17 protein-coding genes and 1 pseudogene are annotated in these 16,987 nt (G+C 29.5%); 6 read left to right on the top strand and 12 right to left on the bottom strand.

Annotated elements, in window-relative coordinates; translation table 11 throughout:
• The first annotated feature begins 72 nt into the window (after nt 1-72).
• Together folD and lepB are read left to right on the top strand one after the other, a co-directional pair.
• Entirely contained in the window at nt 73-921 is an 849-nt protein-coding gene (gene folD / locus AJ881_RS08180) for a bifunctional methylenetetrahydrofolate dehydrogenase/methenyltetrahydrofolate cyclohydrolase FolD (protein ID WP_070252948.1), read from the top strand.
• Between the two features lie 9 nt (nt 922-930).
• Nucleotides 931-1,779 carry a signal peptidase I gene (gene lepB / locus AJ881_RS08175; RefSeq protein WP_070252949.1) on the top strand — a complete coding sequence of 283 codons (849 nt, stop codon included), beginning with the start codon at nt 931-933 and terminating at the stop codon, nt 1,777-1,779.
• A 21-nt stretch (nt 1,780-1,800) separates the two neighbouring features.
• Here lepB and AJ881_RS08170 read toward each other — a convergent pair whose 3' ends face one another.
• From AJ881_RS08170 to AJ881_RS08145, 6 genes are all read right to left on the bottom strand, one after another.
• A complete protein-coding gene (locus AJ881_RS08170; RefSeq protein ID WP_070252950.1) occupies nt 1,801-2,961 on the bottom strand; it encodes a molybdopterin molybdotransferase MoeA in 1,161 nt (386 codons plus the stop codon).
• Nucleotides 2,958-4,214, bottom strand: a complete 1,257-nt coding sequence (gene murA / locus AJ881_RS08165; protein WP_070210081.1) for a UDP-N-acetylglucosamine 1-carboxyvinyltransferase — start codon at nt 4,212-4,214, stop codon at nt 2,958-2,960. The genes AJ881_RS08170 and murA overlap by 4 nt, the downstream gene beginning before the upstream one ends.
• A 65-nt stretch (nt 4,215-4,279) precedes the next feature.
• A complete protein-coding gene (fspA2, locus tag AJ881_RS08160; RefSeq protein WP_070252951.1) occupies nt 4,280-4,708 on the bottom strand; it encodes a flagellum-secreted nonflagellar protein FspA2 in 429 nt (142 codons plus the stop codon).
• A gap of 126 nt (nt 4,709-4,834) precedes the next feature.
• Nucleotides 4,835-5,401, bottom strand: a complete 567-nt coding sequence (locus AJ881_RS08155) for an anthranilate synthase component II (protein ID WP_070252952.1) — start codon at nt 5,399-5,401, stop codon at nt 4,835-4,837.
• The gene (locus tag AJ881_RS08150) at nt 5,398-7,182 is read right to left on the bottom strand and encodes a bifunctional chorismate-binding protein/class IV aminotransferase (protein ID WP_070283226.1); all 1,785 of its coding nucleotides are present in this window, start codon (nt 7,180-7,182) and stop codon (nt 5,398-5,400) included. Before AJ881_RS08150 ends, AJ881_RS08155 begins: the two co-directional genes overlap by 4 nt.
• Nucleotides 7,172-8,236 (bottom strand): tyrosine-type recombinase/integrase, encoded by a 1,065-nt coding sequence (locus AJ881_RS08145; RefSeq protein WP_070283232.1) that lies wholly within the window; start codon nt 8,234-8,236, stop codon nt 7,172-7,174. Before AJ881_RS08145 ends, AJ881_RS08150 begins: the two co-directional genes overlap by 11 nt.
• A gap of 559 nt (nt 8,237-8,795) precedes the next feature.
• Here AJ881_RS08145 and dsbI point away from each other — a divergent pair.
• From dsbI to AJ881_RS08130, 3 genes and pseudogenes are all read left to right on the top strand, one after another.
• Nucleotides 8,796-9,587, top strand: coding sequence for a protein-disulfide oxidoreductase DsbI (gene dsbI / locus AJ881_RS08140; protein ID WP_044779246.1), 792 nt, complete (start codon nt 8,796-8,798; stop codon nt 9,585-9,587).
• A 184-nt stretch (nt 9,588-9,771) separates the two neighbouring features.
• Nucleotides 9,772-10,311: pseudogene (locus tag AJ881_RS09295) on the top strand (aryl-sulfate sulfotransferase); the annotation flags it as partial.
• A gap of 85 nt (nt 10,312-10,396) precedes the next feature.
• On the top strand, nt 10,397-11,038 hold the full coding sequence (locus AJ881_RS08130) for a thiol:disulfide interchange protein DsbA/DsbL (RefSeq protein ID WP_002861504.1): 642 nt from the start codon (nt 10,397-10,399) through the stop codon (nt 11,036-11,038).
• 34 nt (nt 11,039-11,072) lie between these two features.
• Here AJ881_RS08130 and AJ881_RS08125 read toward each other — a convergent pair whose 3' ends face one another.
• Nucleotides 11,073-12,059, bottom strand: coding sequence for a c-type cytochrome (locus tag AJ881_RS08125; RefSeq protein ID WP_044779283.1), 987 nt, complete (start codon nt 12,057-12,059; stop codon nt 11,073-11,075).
• Between the two features lie 202 nt (nt 12,060-12,261).
• On the opposite strand from AJ881_RS08125, the gene AJ881_RS09485 reads away from it, so the two are divergent.
• Entirely contained in the window at nt 12,262-12,402 is a 141-nt protein-coding gene (locus tag AJ881_RS09485) for a hypothetical protein (protein ID WP_002861506.1), read from the top strand.
• Here AJ881_RS09485 and AJ881_RS08115 read toward each other — a convergent pair.
• From AJ881_RS08115 to AJ881_RS08095, 5 genes are read right to left on the bottom strand one after another with little or no spacing between them, the layout of a single operon-like run.
• A complete protein-coding gene (locus tag AJ881_RS08115; RefSeq protein WP_002861507.1) occupies nt 12,390-13,022 on the bottom strand; it encodes a hypothetical protein in 633 nt (210 codons plus the stop codon). The two genes, AJ881_RS09485 and AJ881_RS08115, sit on opposite strands and share 13 nt — an antisense overlap.
• Nucleotides 13,019-13,261 (bottom strand): hypothetical protein, encoded by a 243-nt coding sequence (locus AJ881_RS08110; protein WP_002852415.1) that lies wholly within the window; start codon nt 13,259-13,261, stop codon nt 13,019-13,021. The genes AJ881_RS08115 and AJ881_RS08110 overlap by 4 nt, the downstream gene beginning before the upstream one ends.
• Nucleotides 13,245-14,291 carry a DHH family phosphoesterase gene (locus tag AJ881_RS08105; RefSeq protein WP_002861508.1) on the bottom strand — a complete coding sequence of 349 codons (1,047 nt, stop codon included), beginning with the start codon at nt 14,289-14,291 and terminating at the stop codon, nt 13,245-13,247. Before AJ881_RS08105 ends, AJ881_RS08110 begins: the two co-directional genes overlap by 17 nt.
• 8 nt (nt 14,292-14,299) lie before the next feature.
• Nucleotides 14,300-16,474: a flagellar biosynthesis protein FlhA gene (flhA, locus tag AJ881_RS08100; protein ID WP_004297905.1), complete on the bottom strand. Its 2,175-nt coding sequence runs from the start codon at nt 16,472-16,474 to the stop codon at nt 14,300-14,302.
• On the bottom strand, nt 16,461-16,871 hold the full coding sequence (locus tag AJ881_RS08095) for an Rrf2 family transcriptional regulator (protein WP_002861509.1): 411 nt from the start codon (nt 16,869-16,871) through the stop codon (nt 16,461-16,463). Before AJ881_RS08095 ends, flhA begins: the two co-directional genes overlap by 14 nt.
• Nucleotides 16,872-16,987: the final 116 nt, after the last annotated feature.

The following is a 16,987-nucleotide window of genomic DNA, read 5'->3' as shown; positions in this document are numbered from 1 at the left end:
CCTTGTTAATGAAGTTTTAATATGATACAATTTTTACTTTAAAAAAGTGATTAAATTTATAGAAGGAAAATAATGACTTTGCTTGATGGTAAAGCTTTAAGCACAAAAATCAAAGAAGAATTAAAAGAAAAAAATCAATTTTTAAAAAGCAAAGGGATTGAAAGCTGTTTAGCTGTGATCTTGGTTGGAGATAATCCTGCAAGTCAAACTTATGTAAAATCTAAGGCTAAAGCCTGCGAAGAATGTGGAATTAAATCTTTAGTTTATCATCTTAATGAAAATACTACGCAAAATGAACTTTTGGCATTGATTAATACCTTAAATCACGATGATAGTGTTCATGGAATTTTGGTTCAGCTTCCTTTGCCTGATCATATTTGTAAAGATTTAATACTTGAAAGCATTATAAGCAGTAAAGATGTTGATGGTTTTCATCCTATTAATGTAGGATATTTAAATTTAGGCTTAGAAACTGGGTTTTTGCCTTGTACTCCACTTGGAGTTATGAAGCTTTTGAAGGCTTATGAAATTGATTTAGAAGGAAAAGACGCTGTTATTATAGGTGCTTCAAATATAGTAGGTCGTCCTATGGCTACTATGCTTTTAAACGCTGGAGCTACAGTAAGCGTTTGTCATATTAAAACCAAAGATTTGAGCCTTTATACTAGGCAAGCTGATTTGATTATAGTAGCAGCAGGTTGTGTGAATTTACTTCGATCGGATATGGTAAAAGAAGGAGTGATTGTTGTTGATGTTGGAATCAATCGTCTTGAAAGTGGAAAGATAGCAGGAGATGTAGATTTTGAAGAGGTATCTAAAAAATCTAGTTATATAACTCCTGTTCCAGGTGGAGTAGGTCCTATGACTATAGCCATGCTTTTAGAAAACACAGTTAAATCTGCTAAAAATAGACTTAATTAGGGAAAATCTATGGAAATTTTAAAGAAATTATATAAATTTTCACAGTCTTGGACTGGAACTGTAGTTATTGTTCTTTTGGTGATTTTTTTCTTTATACAAGCTTTTGTTATTCCTTCTGGTTCTATGAAAAACACCTTATTGGTAGGGGATTTTTTATTTGTTAAAAAATTTAGCTATGGTATCCCAACTCCTCATATTCCTTGGTTGGAAATTCCTGTTTTGCCAGATTTTAATAAAAATGGACATTTGATAAAAGCACAAGGGCCACAAAGAGGAGATATAGTTGTTTTTAGAAACCCTAGAAATGAAAAAGAACACTTTGTAAAGCGTTGTGTAGGTACAGGAGGAGATAGGATAGTTTATGCAAATAAAACACTTTATGTAAGAATGCATGAGGGTGATGAATTTATGAAAGAACATTATCCGAATGATCTTGTTACTCTTGGAGGGCAAATTTATGTAAAAGAACCTTATAAACAAAAAGGCATTCATTATGATCCAAAAAAAGATATAGAAAGTGATATCTTGCGCTTTCTTAGCATAGGTGATTTTGCTATGTCTCCAACTTATATTAAAGAACTTGGAAATCATATAGGTTTTAGCGGCGGAAATGCTTATGTTTTTGATGTACCTGAAAATGAGTATTTCATGATGGGTGATAATCGCGATTATTCTTATGATAGTCGTTTTTGGGGTTCTGTTCCTTATAGGTTGATAGTAGGTAAACCTTGGTTTGTATATTTCTCTTGGGATAAAGATAAAAATGTTCGCTGGGAAAGGATAGGGCGTTTTGTTGACACCTTGGAAAATGATGAACAATATATCCATGATCATGATGATGAGGATAAATTAAGCTAATGTTTGTGAAAAACACAAACATTATATTTTTAAAAGCGTGATTTCATCACCTTTTTTTAATTCACTTGTATTTTCTTCGCTTATAAGTAAAAACTCACTTTTAATAAGTGGAAGTATCATACCAGATCCAAATTTATTTTCATTAAATGGTGTAAAAATATCTTTTTCTAAATTTCCTAAGATGAGATTATTTCTTCCACTTTTAAGCTTTAAATCCATACCCATTTTGGCGTAAAATGTTAAAGGATTATCTAGGTTTCCACTTAATAAATCAATGATTTTTTTAGCAAAAATAAAACAAGAAAGATAAGCTGCCATAGGATTTCCTGGTAAAATCAATACGAAATTTTTACCCTTTTGATAAAGCTTAGTAGGCCTTGCAGGGCGTGCTTTTAGTCCTTTAAAAAGCGGAGTAAAGCCTAATTCATCTAAAGCTTTTTCCATAAAATCAGCCTCGCCAACGCTTGCACCTCCTGAAGTGATTAAAAGATCAAAATTTGTATTTTCTAAAGCCTCTTTAGTGCTTTTAAAATTATCTTTGATAATACCTAAATAAGAAGCATTTTGAAGCATGGTTAGTAAAGGCAAAGCATTGGCATTATAAATACTTTCTTCATCGCATTCTTGCCAAGGTTCTTTAAGTTCATTTCCACTTGAAAAAATACCTATGCGAATTTTTCTTATGACTTCTATTTTATAAAGCCCTTGAGAAGCAAGCAGGGCGATATGTTTATCATTAAGTTTGGTGCCTTTTTGAAGTAAAATTTCACCTTTTTTTAATTCTTCGCCTTTATAGCGATAGGCATTGTATTGTTTAGGGGCTTTTTTAATGATGAGTTTATTTTCTTCTATATACTCATCTTCTAACATTAAGATAGTATCAGCATTTTTGGGCATTTTAGCCCCTGTCATGATTTTATAGCATTCATTTTTAGCAACTGTATAAAAATTTTTATCTCCTGCAAAAATAGTCCCTTTAATCTCCAAAGCCTCATTGATATCAGCATAATTAAAAGCATAGCCATCAAGAGCAGCATTGTCAAAACTGGGTAGATTTTTTCTAGCGTATAAATCTTTAGCTAAAATTCTATCTTTTGCTTTTTCAAGGCTAATAAGCTCACTTTCATCTAAGCATGAAATTTGATCTTCTAAGTCTTTTAAGGTTTCAAAGATATTTTTCATTCTTCAAGCCTTGTGATTTTTACACCTAAACCTTTAAATTTTTCTTCCAAATTTTCATAACCCCTATCAAGATGGTAAATTCTATGGACTTTGCTTGCGCCTTTGGCTGCAAGAGCCGCTAAGATAAGGGCTGAGGAAGCACGCAAATCTGTAGCCATGACATCAGCAGCGTTAAGTTCTTTTCCGCCTACTATAGTAGCAATATGACCATTGAGTTTAATATCCGCGCCCATTCTTAAAAGTTCACTTACATGCATGAAACGATTTTCAAATAGTCTTTCATCAATAATACTAGTTCCATTAGCTTTTAAGGCTAATGCCATAAACTGCGCTTGCATATCGGTTGGAAAGCCTGGATATTCACTTGTCATGATTTCTACAGGTTTAATTTCTTTAGCAGGAAGTAGGGTGATACTATCTTCTGCAATCAAAGTTTCAAAACCCATTTGATGAAGTTTTGCTAAAACTGCACTAAGATGAGTGGCGTTAACTTTATCTAAAGTAATTTTAGAATTTGTAATAGCCCCTGCACAAAGATAAGTTCCTGCTTCAATTCTATCAGGTATAACGCTAAATTCTTTAAATTCTAAAAGTTCCCCATCGCTACCATAAATTTCAAGCTCATCTGTACCTATGCCTTTGATTTCAAGTCCTGCGTCTTTTAAAACTTCGCAAAGTTGAACTACTTCGGGTTCTTTTGCAACATTTAAGAGCTTGGTTTTACCTTTAGCTAAAGCTGCTGCCATGATGATGTTTTCACTACCTGTAACCGTGATTTTATCAAAAAGAATTTCATTACCTTTTAAATTTCCACTAGCTACAACATAGCCTTGTTTGATTTGTATATTTGCCCCCATTTTTTCCAAGGCTAAAAGATGCAAGTCAATAGGTCTTTGTCCTATAGCACATCCTCCAGGTAAAGATACTTCACAATGTCCAAAACGAGCAAGTAAAGGTCCTAGAGTAAGTATGGAAGCACGCATTTTGCGCACAATGTCATATTTGGCTATAGTTTGATTAAGAGTGTTTGTGTTTAATAAAGCACTATTATTTTGAAAATTGACCTTAGCTCCTAAATTTTCTAGCAAAGATATAAGAGTTTTTATATCAGCAACATTAGGAACATTGTTGATTTTTACTTCATTTTTGGCAAGTATGCTTGAAACAATCAAGGGTAGGGCGGCATTTTTTGCTCCGCTTATTGTAACATTTCCGCTTAGATGATTTGTGCCTTCGATTTCTAGATAAGTCATATTTTTCCTTGAAAAAGTTTAAAAATGCATCATTATAGCATTCTTAAACTTTTGAAAAAATATAATCAAGCTTGTTGACTTTGGAGTTCTTGAATTTGAGCTTGAATTACATCTGCTTGAGATTTTAGCACATCAATTTGTTTTTGAAATGTCGTTTTCATTTGTTCGTTAGCGTTTGTCATTTTTTGAGTAAGTTCTGCAATTTTAGCTAAAATTTCAGCTAATTTTGCTATTAAAGCCTCTAATGCGGGATTTACGCCACCTTTGCTACTTTGAATGGAATTTTGGTCTTTGTGGTTTTCTATTTTTTCTTGACTTACTTTGATTTCATATTCTTTTTCATTTTTTGAATTTGTTTGACTTAAACTTCTTGCTTCATCTGAAATTTGAATTTTAACCACATTGTCACTATGAACATTACTTACCAAATTATTGTTTTTGTTTGTTTGTGTTTGATAATTGCTAAAATTTTTTGTCAAAGTATCTATTTTCATCTTAAATCTTTTTAAATTAATTTATATTGTTATCGGTTTTTTTATTTATAAATTTATATTAATGATAATTATTTTAAGGATATTTTATTTTAGATTTTCATATTTATATTTTAAATGCAAAAAAGTTTAAAGTTTCATAAAATTTTTAAGTATTTTTTTGCCTTTTTGCGTTAAAACTGCTTCAGGGTGAAATTGCAATCCATAAATAGGATATTTTTTATGTTTAATTGCCATAATGATATTTTCTGAATTATGAGCTAAAATTTTGCATTTTTTAGGCATAGAACTGATATGTAAAGAATGATATAAGCAAATTTCAATTTCTTTTTTAATACCCTTAAAAATAGGATCTTTTTTAAAATAAAGTTTAGAAATTTTACCATGCGTAGGATTTTCCATTTTAGAAACACTACCGCCAAAAATTTCAGCTATACACTGATGTCCTAAACATATACCTAAAATTTTTTTATTTTTTTTAAAATATTTGATTGCTTTTAGGCTTAATTTAGATTCCTTAGGAGAATGAGGGCCAGGAGAGATAATAAGATGAGTAAAATCAAATTTTTCTAATTCTTTAGCTTTTTTAAAGGCGTCATTTTTTATCACTTTACATTCAAAACCAAGCTCTTTAAGATAATAAATGATGGTGTAACTAAAAGAATCATAATTATCTATAAATAAAATTTTCTTCATTGTAATTTTACCTTTTTTAAACCGCGCACGGAATTAATACAATAAATATTTTCTGCTTCAAATAAATCTTGCTTAAATAGTGTTTTTTCTTTTATCAAACCAAGATTGATTAAGAAATTTCTATATACTCCATTTAACATACCGCTTTGAATTTGTGGAGTATAAAACTGAGCGTTTTTTTCTAAGATGAGATTGGTTCTTGAGCCTTCGCAAAGTTCATCTTTTTCGTTAAAAAAAGCTATGTCATAGCACAGGTTTTGCTGCCATTTGTATGAGTGTTGATTATAAAAAGTACGTAAAGAGCTTTTGTGATAGAGATTGTCACTTTTTGAGTTGATTTTATCATCACTTAAAAGCAAAATATCGTTTGAATTTTGTTTTAAGGCGCTTTGTTGGAATTCGTATCTTCCGTCTTTATATAAAATCAGTTTTAAAATTCCTTCTTTGTGTGGATTTTTAAAGGGTAGGGGAAAATGATAAAATAAAGAGTGTTTTTTGTGAAAAATTTTTTCATCGAGTTTAAAAAGTGTAAAATTTTGATATTCTTTATAAGAACTTTTTTGATTTAAAATATTATAAAAATCTTTAAAGATGTTGTGAGTATTAAAATTAAATTTAAGAGCTGAATTTATAAGCCTTAATAAATGCTCTTTTAAAAATAAAATTTGAGAATTTTTAAAATACATGGTTTCAAAAAGATGAAAATCACAAGGATTTAAGATCGCGCTTTTAAGTTTTAATTCTTCAAATTCATCTTTGAAATTTGAGTCCCAAACCAAGCCACTACCCGTACTATAAGTATAAATTTCATTTTGTTTTTCTAAGGTGCGTATGGCTACGCTAAATTTATTTTTATTTTTGTGTATTAAACCTATGGTTCCGCAGTAAATACCACGATCTCTTTGTTCTAATTCTTTAATAAATTTAATACTTTCAATCTTTGGAGCACCTGTAATAGAACCGCAAGGAAAGAGAGCTTTAAAAATTTGATATAAAGAAATATTTTTTTTAAGTTTTCCTTGCACGCTTGAAGTCATTTGATGTAAAGTAGGGTGACTTTGAATTTCAAAAAGTTTAGTTTTTAAGCTTTTTTTTGTGATGATTTTTGAAAGATCATTGCGTAAAAGATCGCAAATCATAACATTTTCACTTAGATTTTTTGTATCATTTTGTAAGAAGGTTTTATTTTCTTCATCTTTTATAGGATCTTTATCACGCTTAATTGTGCCTTTCATAGGTTTTGTAAATATTTTTCTTTTTTTGGTTTTGAAGAAAAGTTCAGGAGAGAAGGACAAAATTTCTCTTGCTCCATCTTTTATAAAAGCTTTAAATTCGGTGTCTTGTCTAGAAAGCAAAAGTTTAAAAAGTTCAAAAGAATCCATTTTGCTATGAAATTTAAAATTTTGAGTGAGGTTGATTTGATAAACTCTTCCTTTGGAGATCGCCTCTTTAACCTTGATGAAATTTTCTTTGTAATTATCTTGATCTAAAAAATTTATAAATTCAGGAATAAATTTTTCTTCATCAATATATTCTTTTTGAAATTTTTTTCTTTTTTTAAAAGCAAATACCGACAAATAAGCTTTTTTGCTTGTGAAATTTTTATCTTGAAAATATCTATATAGCTCATAATCAGCAAGCATTAAAATATAAAAATCATTTTTATATTTTTCTATAAATTTAAAGCATTTTTTACTTTCTTTGTGGTTAAAGGCTTTTAAAGTGTGTTTTAAATCATGGTAAAAATATTTACCAAAAACAGCGTAGTCTTCAAGAGTCACTTAATTCCTTTGCAACCTGTGCGGCAAGTTTTAATTTATCATTATCAAAATGAGTATAAATTCTTGAGGTATTTAAACTCGCATGTCCTAAAGCTTCTTGGACTAAAACTAAATCTTTTTGCTTTTTATAAAGCAGGGTGGCAAAAGTATGACGCAACATATGAGCACCATTTTTTTGCTTGCGAATTCCTGCACGAAATAAAAGCTGTTCTACTATGCGACTGACATAAGATTGAGTCAGTGGAGTGCCTTTTTTATTGACAAAAAGTAGGGCGTCTTTACTCATATAATTAATACTTACATTTTTAAGCAAATCGTAAATAAGTTCTTTTTTTATCATTACAATGCGATATTTATTGCCTTTAGCTCTTATTCTTATGATATAAAGATCGTTTTCTTCACTAATATCACCCATTTTGATATTGATAGCTTCGCTTACCCGTATGCCTGTAAAAATGATGATTTTAATAATAAGTTTATTGCGTATGGTATTGTTTTTAAAATCTGCATTTTCAATAGCATCAAGAAATTTTTTAAGCTCTTTTTCACTCATAAATTCAGGTAATTTTACGCCTTTAGAACCTGCTATACCTGCCCAGTTTTTAAGATTGATATCGAAAATATGTGCTTTTTCATCTTCTTCGTTTTGCTTGTCTAAAAAATCAAAAAAATTAATCACAGCAATACGGTAATTTTTTTTACTTGCATCTGATAAAGCACCTGTTATACTTGCTAAAACTTCCACAATAAGTTCTTCATCAATCTGTTTTAAAGAATAAAGCTTGTAAAAATTTAAATATTCAAATACTTTTTTTAAGGGGTTAAAATAAGTATTAACTCCACTTAAACCGGCATTTCTTGCTTTTTTTGCTAGAGCATCAAGTTCATCAATATTTTTTACACCTTTTGTAAGAGCAAAGTTAACTTCTGCTAAAGCTTGTGGATTTTTTAATTCTTTGTTAGATAGCGAGTTGAGTTTAAATTTTACATATTTTGCTAGCCAAAATAAGAATGATTTTTCAAAATTTTCTTCACAATCTAAAGGGTATTTCATAAAAACTTTTCCTAAATCCAAAATTTTAGCTTTTTAACTAGAAAAGGTATTTTAGTATTAACTTAGTAAAAAAAAGCTTTTTTAGGAAAAAGTTTGTTTTTATATGCAAGCCAAAAAGATTGAAATATTTTTATTAAATAAATCTTATATCAATCATAAAAAGATATGATAAAAGGTAAAAATATGTAAAATTTATAATTTTGTATTGAAAACTGTAATTTTCAAACTTTTTTATATACACCTAGATTATTCTACTTTGATATAGATTAAGCTACTATTTTACATACTTTTATAATTTTACCTTTTGAGTGAAATAAACTTATCCACAAAATATAATGTAAAAAATTGATAATTTTATTTTGTAAATTAAAATTATATTTTACTTTTCTTGAAAACTATAAAGAATATTTAAAAATTAAATTATTTTATATTATTATCAAAATATATATAAAAATGATAACTTGTGCATTCAATTTTTTAATCCCCTATTCTTGATTAATATTTTTTTGGTTAAAATTTGCTTTAGAAATTTAATACTAATGAAATAGGCAAAAGACTAATGAGAAATAATTTTGTAATTAATATTTCCAAATGGCAAGATACACGTAAACCTTGGTTGATTTTGATCATAGTTACTATAGGACTTACCTGTATAGCACATTTTTTATTTCAAGAATATCTTTTTATGGAACCTTGCGAACAATGTGTGTATATAAGATTCGATATGCTTGTTATGGCTATAGGTGGTATGGTTGCACTAATCAATCCTACAAATAATATTATAAAAATTTTTTCTTATAGCTTAGCTTTTTATGGAATTTGGCTTGGCTTGGAGCATTGTCTAACTTTAAATCATATCCATGAAGTGGTTCATTCTGAAAATCCTTTTGCAGGTGTAGATGGATGTCGTGAAATTCCTATTTATCCATTTAATTTACCTTTACATGAATGGGCTCCTAGTTGGTTTTTGCCAGCAGGAGAATGTGGGATGGATACCCCCGTAGTTCCAGAGAATGCTTATAATCATCTTAATACTTTTCAAAAATTTTTTATAGGAACTCCACCTGATTTTGAAAATGGGCTTTATAGTAATGGTTGGTATTTGATACCTAGTTTAAAGTTTATGAATATGGCAATTTCCTGTCTTATAGCATTTTTATGTTGCTTTATTGTGCTTTTTACAATGTTTATAGCCTATGTTTTAGATAAAAATAAACCTAATGCTAAAATTTTTGCATTGGCGATTGTTATTTTGGTTTTGGTACTTAAATTTATAGGCGAACCAAAAAATTCAAATCAAAATATAGCTAGTTTAAATCATTTAAATCAAGTCGTTTTAAGATGCTCTTAAAATACGCAACAAATTATTTTTGTTGCGTATTATTAAAAATTTTATTAAGCTATTTTAGGATAGCTTAAATAATTTTAAAGGATTTATCATGAGACTTAGCAAAACTCTTTGCATGGCACTTTTAATGGATTGCTCCTTTGACTGTTATTATCATGGATAATGGTTATTTGTAGCCTGTAGATAAAAAAATGGCAAAAAAATTGTTTGCGATGATGATTATAGCAAATGCCCAGGTTATGAAAATGACAATGGTGGATTTGATTTCACTTGGACGCAACATACAGGCTGGAGAATTGATAGTAAATCAAACAAGCGTTATATTTATATAAGTGTTTTTGATAATGGTGATGCAAGAGGAGCTGAACAACCTGCGTTTGCAAGTCAAAAATATTCTCGTGCTGTAATTTATAAAATCGATCAGCAAAATAAAACTGTGGAACAAATTTGGGAATATGGTAAAAATCGTGGAAATGAATGGTTTTCTCCTGTAACTTCTCTAACTCAATATGAACCAGATAAAGATTCTATTATGGTTTATAGCGCAACAGCTGGAATGGCTTTTGATCTTAGCAAAGGTGTAAGTCTTGGGGAACCAAAACCTGAAATTGATGAATTTAACTGGGGTGCTAAGGAGCCTTCGGTTCAAATTCAATTTAGCGGTTCAGGCACGGGTTATCAAGCAATGCCTTTTAGTGTTGATCAAGCATTCAATCCTAAAAAATAACAATAAGCCCAAAAATAAATTTGGGCTTATTTATTTTTTTTAAATAAAATTATCTTTGAAAATTTTATTTAATCAAGGATATAGTATGCGTAATTTTTTTTGCAAATTTGTTTTAGCGCTTGTATTTTGCTCAAGTTTTGCGTTAGCAAATAATAGTTTTATTACTCTTAATCCAAATTTACCCAACTCCGAAAATAGTGTAATAGAAGCATTTTCTTATAAATGTATACATTGTTATAATCATCATAAATTTGGAACCCTTGAAAAACTAAGAGAAGCTTTTCCAAATTTACATTTTAAACTCTATCCTGTAAGTTTAATGAATGGAGATTTTTCCAAAGAAATGAATGAGCTTTTTGCCTTTGCTCAATACAAAGATGAGCAAAATGGTAAAGACGCGAGTTATTCTGATAGTTTATCTCATAAACTTGCTGATGTTTATTTTGTTTCTTATTTTTTAAACAAGCAAAGAAATTTTTCGAATTTAGATGAATTTTACGACATAGGTTTAAAGGCTATGAATGTAAATAAAAATGAAGTATTAAATTTTTTAAATACCCCAAAAGCTAAAGAAATTTTAAGCGAGTTTCAAAGAGCTAATGATATAGCTAAAACCTATGGCACCCCTGCTTTTGTTGTTAATGGAAAATATCAAATTAACCCAAGTGCAATCAATTCGATGCAAGATTTAGAAGATCTAGTTAAAAAATTAAGCAATATGAAATAATAAATTTTTTAAGGCAATAAAAATTGCCTTAAAATTATTTTTTGATCATATTTGTATAAGGTCCATAGCGATGTTGGGTTGTAGAAAAGCTATCATCATAAGGTCCTACATCCATATCTAAAGGCTTAACCTTTCTATCTGGAAAGTCTTTATCTCTATTTGCTTTAATAGGACGAGCTTGTGAATTCATGTAAGCTGCTACATCATAAGCATCTTCAAGACTTAAGTCAGGCGCACCTTGAGGCATATTTTCTTTAATATAAGAAGCAGCTTTGATAAGACGATACATTCCAGCTCCTGTATTATAGCTATCATTGCCCCAAAGTGGTGGATAAAGATAATACGCCCCTGCACTATCCTCATTTTTAAGCCCTAATCCATTTTCTTGATGACAAACGGCACATTTATCCATATAAATTGCCTTACCTTTTTTAGGATCAGCTGCTCTCGAGATGAAATCTATCTTCTTAAGCCCCTGCCCTTCTATCTTAGCTCCTACTGGAACTCCTTGAGATAACCATTGCATATAAGTTAGCATGGCTTTCATTTCAGGCGCATCACTAGGCATTCTTTTGCCATTCATAGAGCGTTCAAAACAGCCATTGATCCTATCTGCTAAGGTAATTACTTTATCTCCTCTGGCATTATATTGTGGAAATCTTGCCCAAATTCCTACAAAACCTGATTGATTTTGTACACTTCCACCATTAGCATGGCAACTTGAACAAGAAAGATTATTTCCCGCAAATCTTTTTTTAGGATCTTTGGCCTGTGGACCTACATATTTACTTGTTTCATTAAGAATTTTATTTCCCAAAATAACCATTTTGCTATATTCTGAATTTTTTGGCATTTTAGTTTCATCTATAGTACCATCTTCATTTAAAGCCTTAGGTAAATTCCATTTGGCAGTAGGTAGATCAATACCTGTTGCACTCTTAGTTTTTTCCAAATTTGGATCTAAGGCTAAAGCACAACTTCCACATAACAACAAAGTTAAAACTATAGAAAATTTATTCATCATTTTTCCTCCTTAAATTTGTCTAATTCGAATTCAGTATATAACTTTGCTTCAAAAAAGTCAATAAAAGTTAATAATATTTCAATAAAAAACTTCAAATTCTTAAAACAATATTTATTTGCCTTATAATTAAAACTTTAAAATAAAAATAAAGTTTTTTTTGATAAAATTGAAACTTGCAATATTTTTAAAGGTTGGTTTAATGAAAAATTTAAGCATTCAAGAAAAAAAAGACTTAGATAACTGCGTTTTTCAAAATCTTGGAAGGCAAGATACTTTTACTTTAAGTGCGATTTTTAAAAATTTTTATTTAAAAATTAAAGCATTTATTTATTCTAAATAATACCACTTAAAATCTTTTTTTGTGTAAGAAAGATCTTTAAAAGAAGGCGATTGGATAAATAGTTTGCACTCTTTATCCAAATTTTCTATTCCGTATATTTTCATAGCCATTCTTGAGTCATGTCTTGTAAGTTCTATTCCAACGCAAGCTTGATTGTTGATTTTATAAAGCAAAGTACCGCCATCTTTTTCATCTATATTTAAAACATCCAAATTCTTATCTTTACTCATATCTTTTACATCTTTACTAAAAGAATATCGGAGTTTATAATATATCATAATATCCTGCATGGTATTTTTCAAATTTTGTAAATTTTCATTAATCAAGTATCCATTATTTTTATAAAGTTTTAAAAAATCTTCATTAAGAAATTTTTGAAAACTTTTATCTTTAGATAATTTTTGACAAGAGTTATAGCTATTTAAAATTCTAACTTGACCAGCTTCTATTAAAAGCTCAAGGCAATCTTTATTTTCTTGTGAAAATTGTACTAATTTAACTTCTTGAATCTTAAAATCTTTGTTCGGTTTTTTTTCATAAGCAAAATCATTTAATTTTTCGTAAATATTAGCAAAACTTAAAGAATATAAACTAAAAAAAAATAAAATACACTTTTTCATTGAAAAAAATCTTTGTATTTATTTTTTAGAAATTCCACGACTTCTAAAATTTCATCAACCCCTTCTTTGTTCGAATTTTCGAGCACATTATCTATATTATCGATATAAGCTTCTATTGCATTTTCTAATTTTTCTCTTTTAACTCCAGCGTATAAAAGCATAGCTTCTAAAACTATGCTAAGCTCATATTGTAAATCTTCTAGTTCATTTTTTAAGGTTTTATTATTGTTTTGATTCATTGTTTTCCTTTTTAAGTTCTTTGCTTTTAATTAAATCAATAATTTGAGCCTTAATATGATTATAATTTGCTCCATCTTTAAATGTCGCAAAAAGTCCACCACTAGCATTTTTATGTCCACCACCACCTACTAAATTTTTAGCCATTAAACTTACATCTATTTTCCCATTTGCACGAAAACTTAAGGTTTTTCTAGAACTAACATCAATAAAAAAGTCATAATCAGGATTTTTTACTAAAAAATCATTTCCAATAACAGAAGTATTGCCTATATTTGAAGTTAAGATGCCTTTATGGCCTTCATATTCTATACTGAAATTTTCTTTTAGCTCACTTAGTTTTTCAACTACAAAATAAGAAATTAAATTAGAAAGAGTATCATCATTTTTTCTGGCAAAATAATCCTTTTTTATAAAATGAGTAGCATTATCGAGTAAAATATTCGCATTTTCTTTTCCTATAAATTTCCAAGCCTTATCAAGCAAGAAAAACATATAATCAATTTGCGATTCTTTAAACATCACGCGATTTATTTCTTTTGCATTGGCAATCAAGCCTAAAAAAACCTTTCCAAGTTCAAAATTTTCATCCTCGCTTAGCCAAATATCAACAGCATTAACTACATCAACAAATTTTGAAAGTTTTAAAACTGGGGTGCAGATTTTAGAGAAAAAATCATAAACGATTTTAGTTGCACATCTTTTAGAATCAAGTAAATACCAAGAATATTTTTGAGCGCATTCTTCACCACTCTGATGATGATCAAGAAGAAAAATTTTAATATTTTTCTCTTTACAAATTTTTTCAAATTCTTCGCATTGATTTAAATTTAAATTTAAATCTGTTATTAGAATAATAGCTTTTCCGAAATTTTCATCTTTTTCTATATCGCCTATAATAGAGTTAAAATTTTCATTAATTTCTTTACCATAATTAGAATTATAAAATTTCACATTTTTAAAATAAAAATTTACTACAAATTGACAAGCATAACCATCAAGATCTGTGTGCGAAAGATGATAAATTTTCATTATATTCCTTAAAGTTCTATCCTAATAATACCCTCGGTATTAAAATTTGTATTTTCTGCAATTTCTGCAAAACTTAACACTACTATATTAATGCTAAAATTATAACAAATATCAGCAATGAATTTTCTAAGTTGCGGTTCAACGCAAAGTATAAAAGGCTTGATACGACCATTTGCTACCGCGGCAACTTCAGCCCTTAGAGTATCTACTAAAGTGCCTGTTTGAGCTACACTTAAAGGCAAGTGATAACTTCCATCTCTAAATTGTACATTTTCCATTAAAACTGCAGAGCTAGCAGAGTCTAAGATAAAAATATCCAAATTTCCTTTATCATCTAAATACATATTTGTAATCATCCTAGCTAAAGACGCCCTTACATGTTCAATAATCATATCAAAACTCTTGCTTACTTCTGCTATATCGCTTACAGATTCTAAAATAGTAAGCATATCTTTAATTGGTATGTGATGCTTAAGCAAGTCTTTGAGAATTTTTTGAATAAGACTTACAGGTGCAACACCTAAAGCACCTTCTACAATGATTGGATAATCATTTTTAACCTTATCAAGAAGATTTTGCACCTCTTGGCGTGTAAGAAGTTCGCTTGCGTGTGCTTTGATAAGTTCGCTCATATGTGTTGAAATAACACTTGCAGGATCTATTACTATATAGCCATTTAATGTTGCTTCATCTTTTAAATTCGCATCAATCCAAAGTGCATCAGAGTTAAAAGCAGGTTCTTTTGTAGCAATCCCTTCTATCTCTTCTGTGATAAAACCACTATCCATGGCTAAATATTTATCCGGATAAATTTCAGCACTTGCTATAGACACGCCCTTGAGTTTAAAACTATACTCATTTGGTTTAAGTCTTAAATTATCTCTTATTCTTATTTTTGGCATTAAAAATCCTAAACTTTCAGCAATACTTCTTCTCATTGAGCGAATTCTTTCTGTAAGTTCGTTTTCAGCAAGCTTAATAAGTCCGTATCCAAGTTCAAGTTCTAAAATTTCAACTTTGAGTATGTCGTTAATCTTATGCTCTTCTTCTTTGAGAATTTCTTCTTCGCTTTTCTTAGCAGGTGCTGCCGTTGTCCCACCTGCCCCACTTTGAGATGCAGCTGCAGCACTTGGTTTGCTTTTTTTAACTGTAGTTATATCAATTTTACCTTCCTTAACCTGTTTGGTAAGATAGCCAAGACTTAAAAATATTAAAGCCATAAAACCTAAAGATAAGGTTGGTAAGCCAGGTACTAACGCAAAGATAAAAAGTACAAAACCTACTATTAAAAGCGTGCGATATTCGCTTAAAAGTTGAGTTAAAGTTCCTTCTGCAAAATTTTCCTCATCTTTGCTTGCACGAGTGATAATTATAGCGGTTGCGGTAGAAGTAATAAGCCCTGGAATTTGCGATACAAGTCCATCACCTATGGTTAAAATAGTATAAGTAGATGCAGCATCGCTTAAAGCCATATCGTGCTGAAAAGATCCTATTAAAAAACCACCTATGATATTTATAATAGTTATGATAATTCCTGCAACAGCATCTCCTTTGATAAATTTAGAAGAACCATCCATTGCACCATAGAAGTTTGCTTCAGCAATAACTTCTTGACGTCTTGCTCTAGCGGTTTGTTCATCGATAAGTCCTGCATTTAAATCCGCGTCAATAGCCATTTGTTTACCCGGCATTGCATCAAGTGTAAATCTTGCTTGTACTTCAGAAACCCTTGTACTACCTTTTGTTACAACCATGAAATTAATCAATACTAAGATACAAAATACAATCACACCAATGACCATATTTCCACCAACAACAAATTCTCCAAATGCTGCTATAATCTCACTCACAGCTTCAGGGCCGTTTTGCCCTTCGCTTAAAATCATCCTTGTAGTAGCTATATTTAAAGAAAGTCTAAATAAAGTAATAATCAAGATTAAAGTTGGAAAAGTTGTTAAATCTGTCGGTTTAGGTATATAAATAGAAATTAAAATAATTAATACTGATAAAGCTATACTTAAAGCTAAGAAAAAGTCCAAAATAGGACTTGGTAAAGGAACTATGATAATAGCTAAAATGCAAACTAAAAAACCAACAATAGTTAAGCTTTTAGCTTTTAAAACAGGAGCAATTAAAGGCCCCAAAAAAGGAAAAACTAAATCGACTATTTTATTTTTTGCCATTATTTTTCATAATATCTTCTAAAGTAATAGAATCTAAAAATTCATCTACTTTATTTTGTAAATTTACTAACATAGGCATTAAGGTGCAATTTTTTTCTTTATTATTTGGACAAGTACCACCACTGCATTCAAATACACTGATATCCTTTTTTTCAGCACTATTAACAATTTCTTTTATAGTATATTGATTTGGTTCTTTGATTAATGCAAAACCACCTTTTGCCCCTTTAAAGGATTTTAACAAACCATCTTTAGCTAAAGTTTGTAAAATTTTAGCTAAAAAACTTTTGGGAATATCAAGCTCTAAAGCTAAAGAATCTACATCTTGAGGTGTTTCTTTTTGAGAAATATAAATTAAAGAAAGTAAAGCGTATTCGCTAGCTTTGGTAAATAGCACAGATTCTCCTTATTATAACTATAGAAATAGCTGTAATTATAATAAATAATTCTTAGAAAAAGACTTAAATTTTGACAAAACCTTCTAAAAAGGATAAATTCAGTTTATTTTTTGCT

The organism is Campylobacter sp. BCW_6460 (assembly GCF_001762705.1).
Classification (GTDB): domain Bacteria; phylum Campylobacterota; class Campylobacteria; order Campylobacterales; family Campylobacteraceae; genus Campylobacter_D; species Campylobacter_D jejuni.
Note: the sequence above shows the minus strand (reverse complement) of the source record. Positions and strands in the feature narration are given on the sequence as shown.

Bases quoted from the DNA above. Each gene is read 5' to 3' on its own strand.
- folD (WP_070252948.1), top strand. From the start codon at position 73: ATGACTTTGCTTGATGGTAAAGCTTTAAGCACAAAAATCAAAGAAGAA.
- lepB (WP_070252949.1), top strand. From the start codon at position 931: ATGGAAATTTTAAAGAAATTATATAAATTTTCACAGTCTTGGACTGGA.
- AJ881_RS08170 (WP_070252950.1), bottom strand. From the start codon at position 2,961: ATGAAAAATATCTTTGAAACCTTAAAAGACTTAGAAGATCAAATTTCA.
- murA (WP_070210081.1), bottom strand. From the start codon at position 4,214: ATGACTTATCTAGAAATCGAAGGCACAAATCATCTAAGCGGAAATGTT.
- fspA2 (WP_070252951.1), bottom strand. From the start codon at position 4,708: ATGAAAATAGATACTTTGACAAAAAATTTTAGCAATTATCAAACACAA.
- AJ881_RS08155 (WP_070252952.1), bottom strand. From the start codon at position 5,401: ATGAAGAAAATTTTATTTATAGATAATTATGATTCTTTTAGTTACACC.
- AJ881_RS08145 (WP_070283232.1), bottom strand. From the start codon at position 8,236: ATGAAATACCCTTTAGATTGTGAAGAAAATTTTGAAAAATCATTCTTA.
- dsbI (WP_044779246.1), top strand. From the start codon at position 8,796: ATGAGAAATAATTTTGTAATTAATATTTCCAAATGGCAAGATACACGT.
- AJ881_RS08130 (WP_002861504.1), top strand. From the start codon at position 10,397: ATGCGTAATTTTTTTTGCAAATTTGTTTTAGCGCTTGTATTTTGCTCA.
- AJ881_RS08125 (WP_044779283.1), bottom strand. From the start codon at position 12,059: ATGAATAAATTTTCTATAGTTTTAACTTTGTTGTTATGTGGAAGTTGT.
- AJ881_RS09485 (WP_002861506.1), top strand. From the start codon at position 12,262: ATGAAAAATTTAAGCATTCAAGAAAAAAAAGACTTAGATAACTGCGTT.
- AJ881_RS08115 (WP_002861507.1), bottom strand. From the start codon at position 13,022: ATGAAAAAGTGTATTTTATTTTTTTTTAGTTTATATTCTTTAAGTTTT.
- AJ881_RS08110 (WP_002852415.1), bottom strand. From the start codon at position 13,261: ATGAATCAAAACAATAATAAAACCTTAAAAAATGAACTAGAAGATTTA.
- AJ881_RS08105 (WP_002861508.1), bottom strand. From the start codon at position 14,291: ATGAAAATTTATCATCTTTCGCACACAGATCTTGATGGTTATGCTTGT.
- flhA (WP_004297905.1), bottom strand. From the start codon at position 16,474: ATGGCAAAAAATAAAATAGTCGATTTAGTTTTTCCTTTTTTGGGGCCT.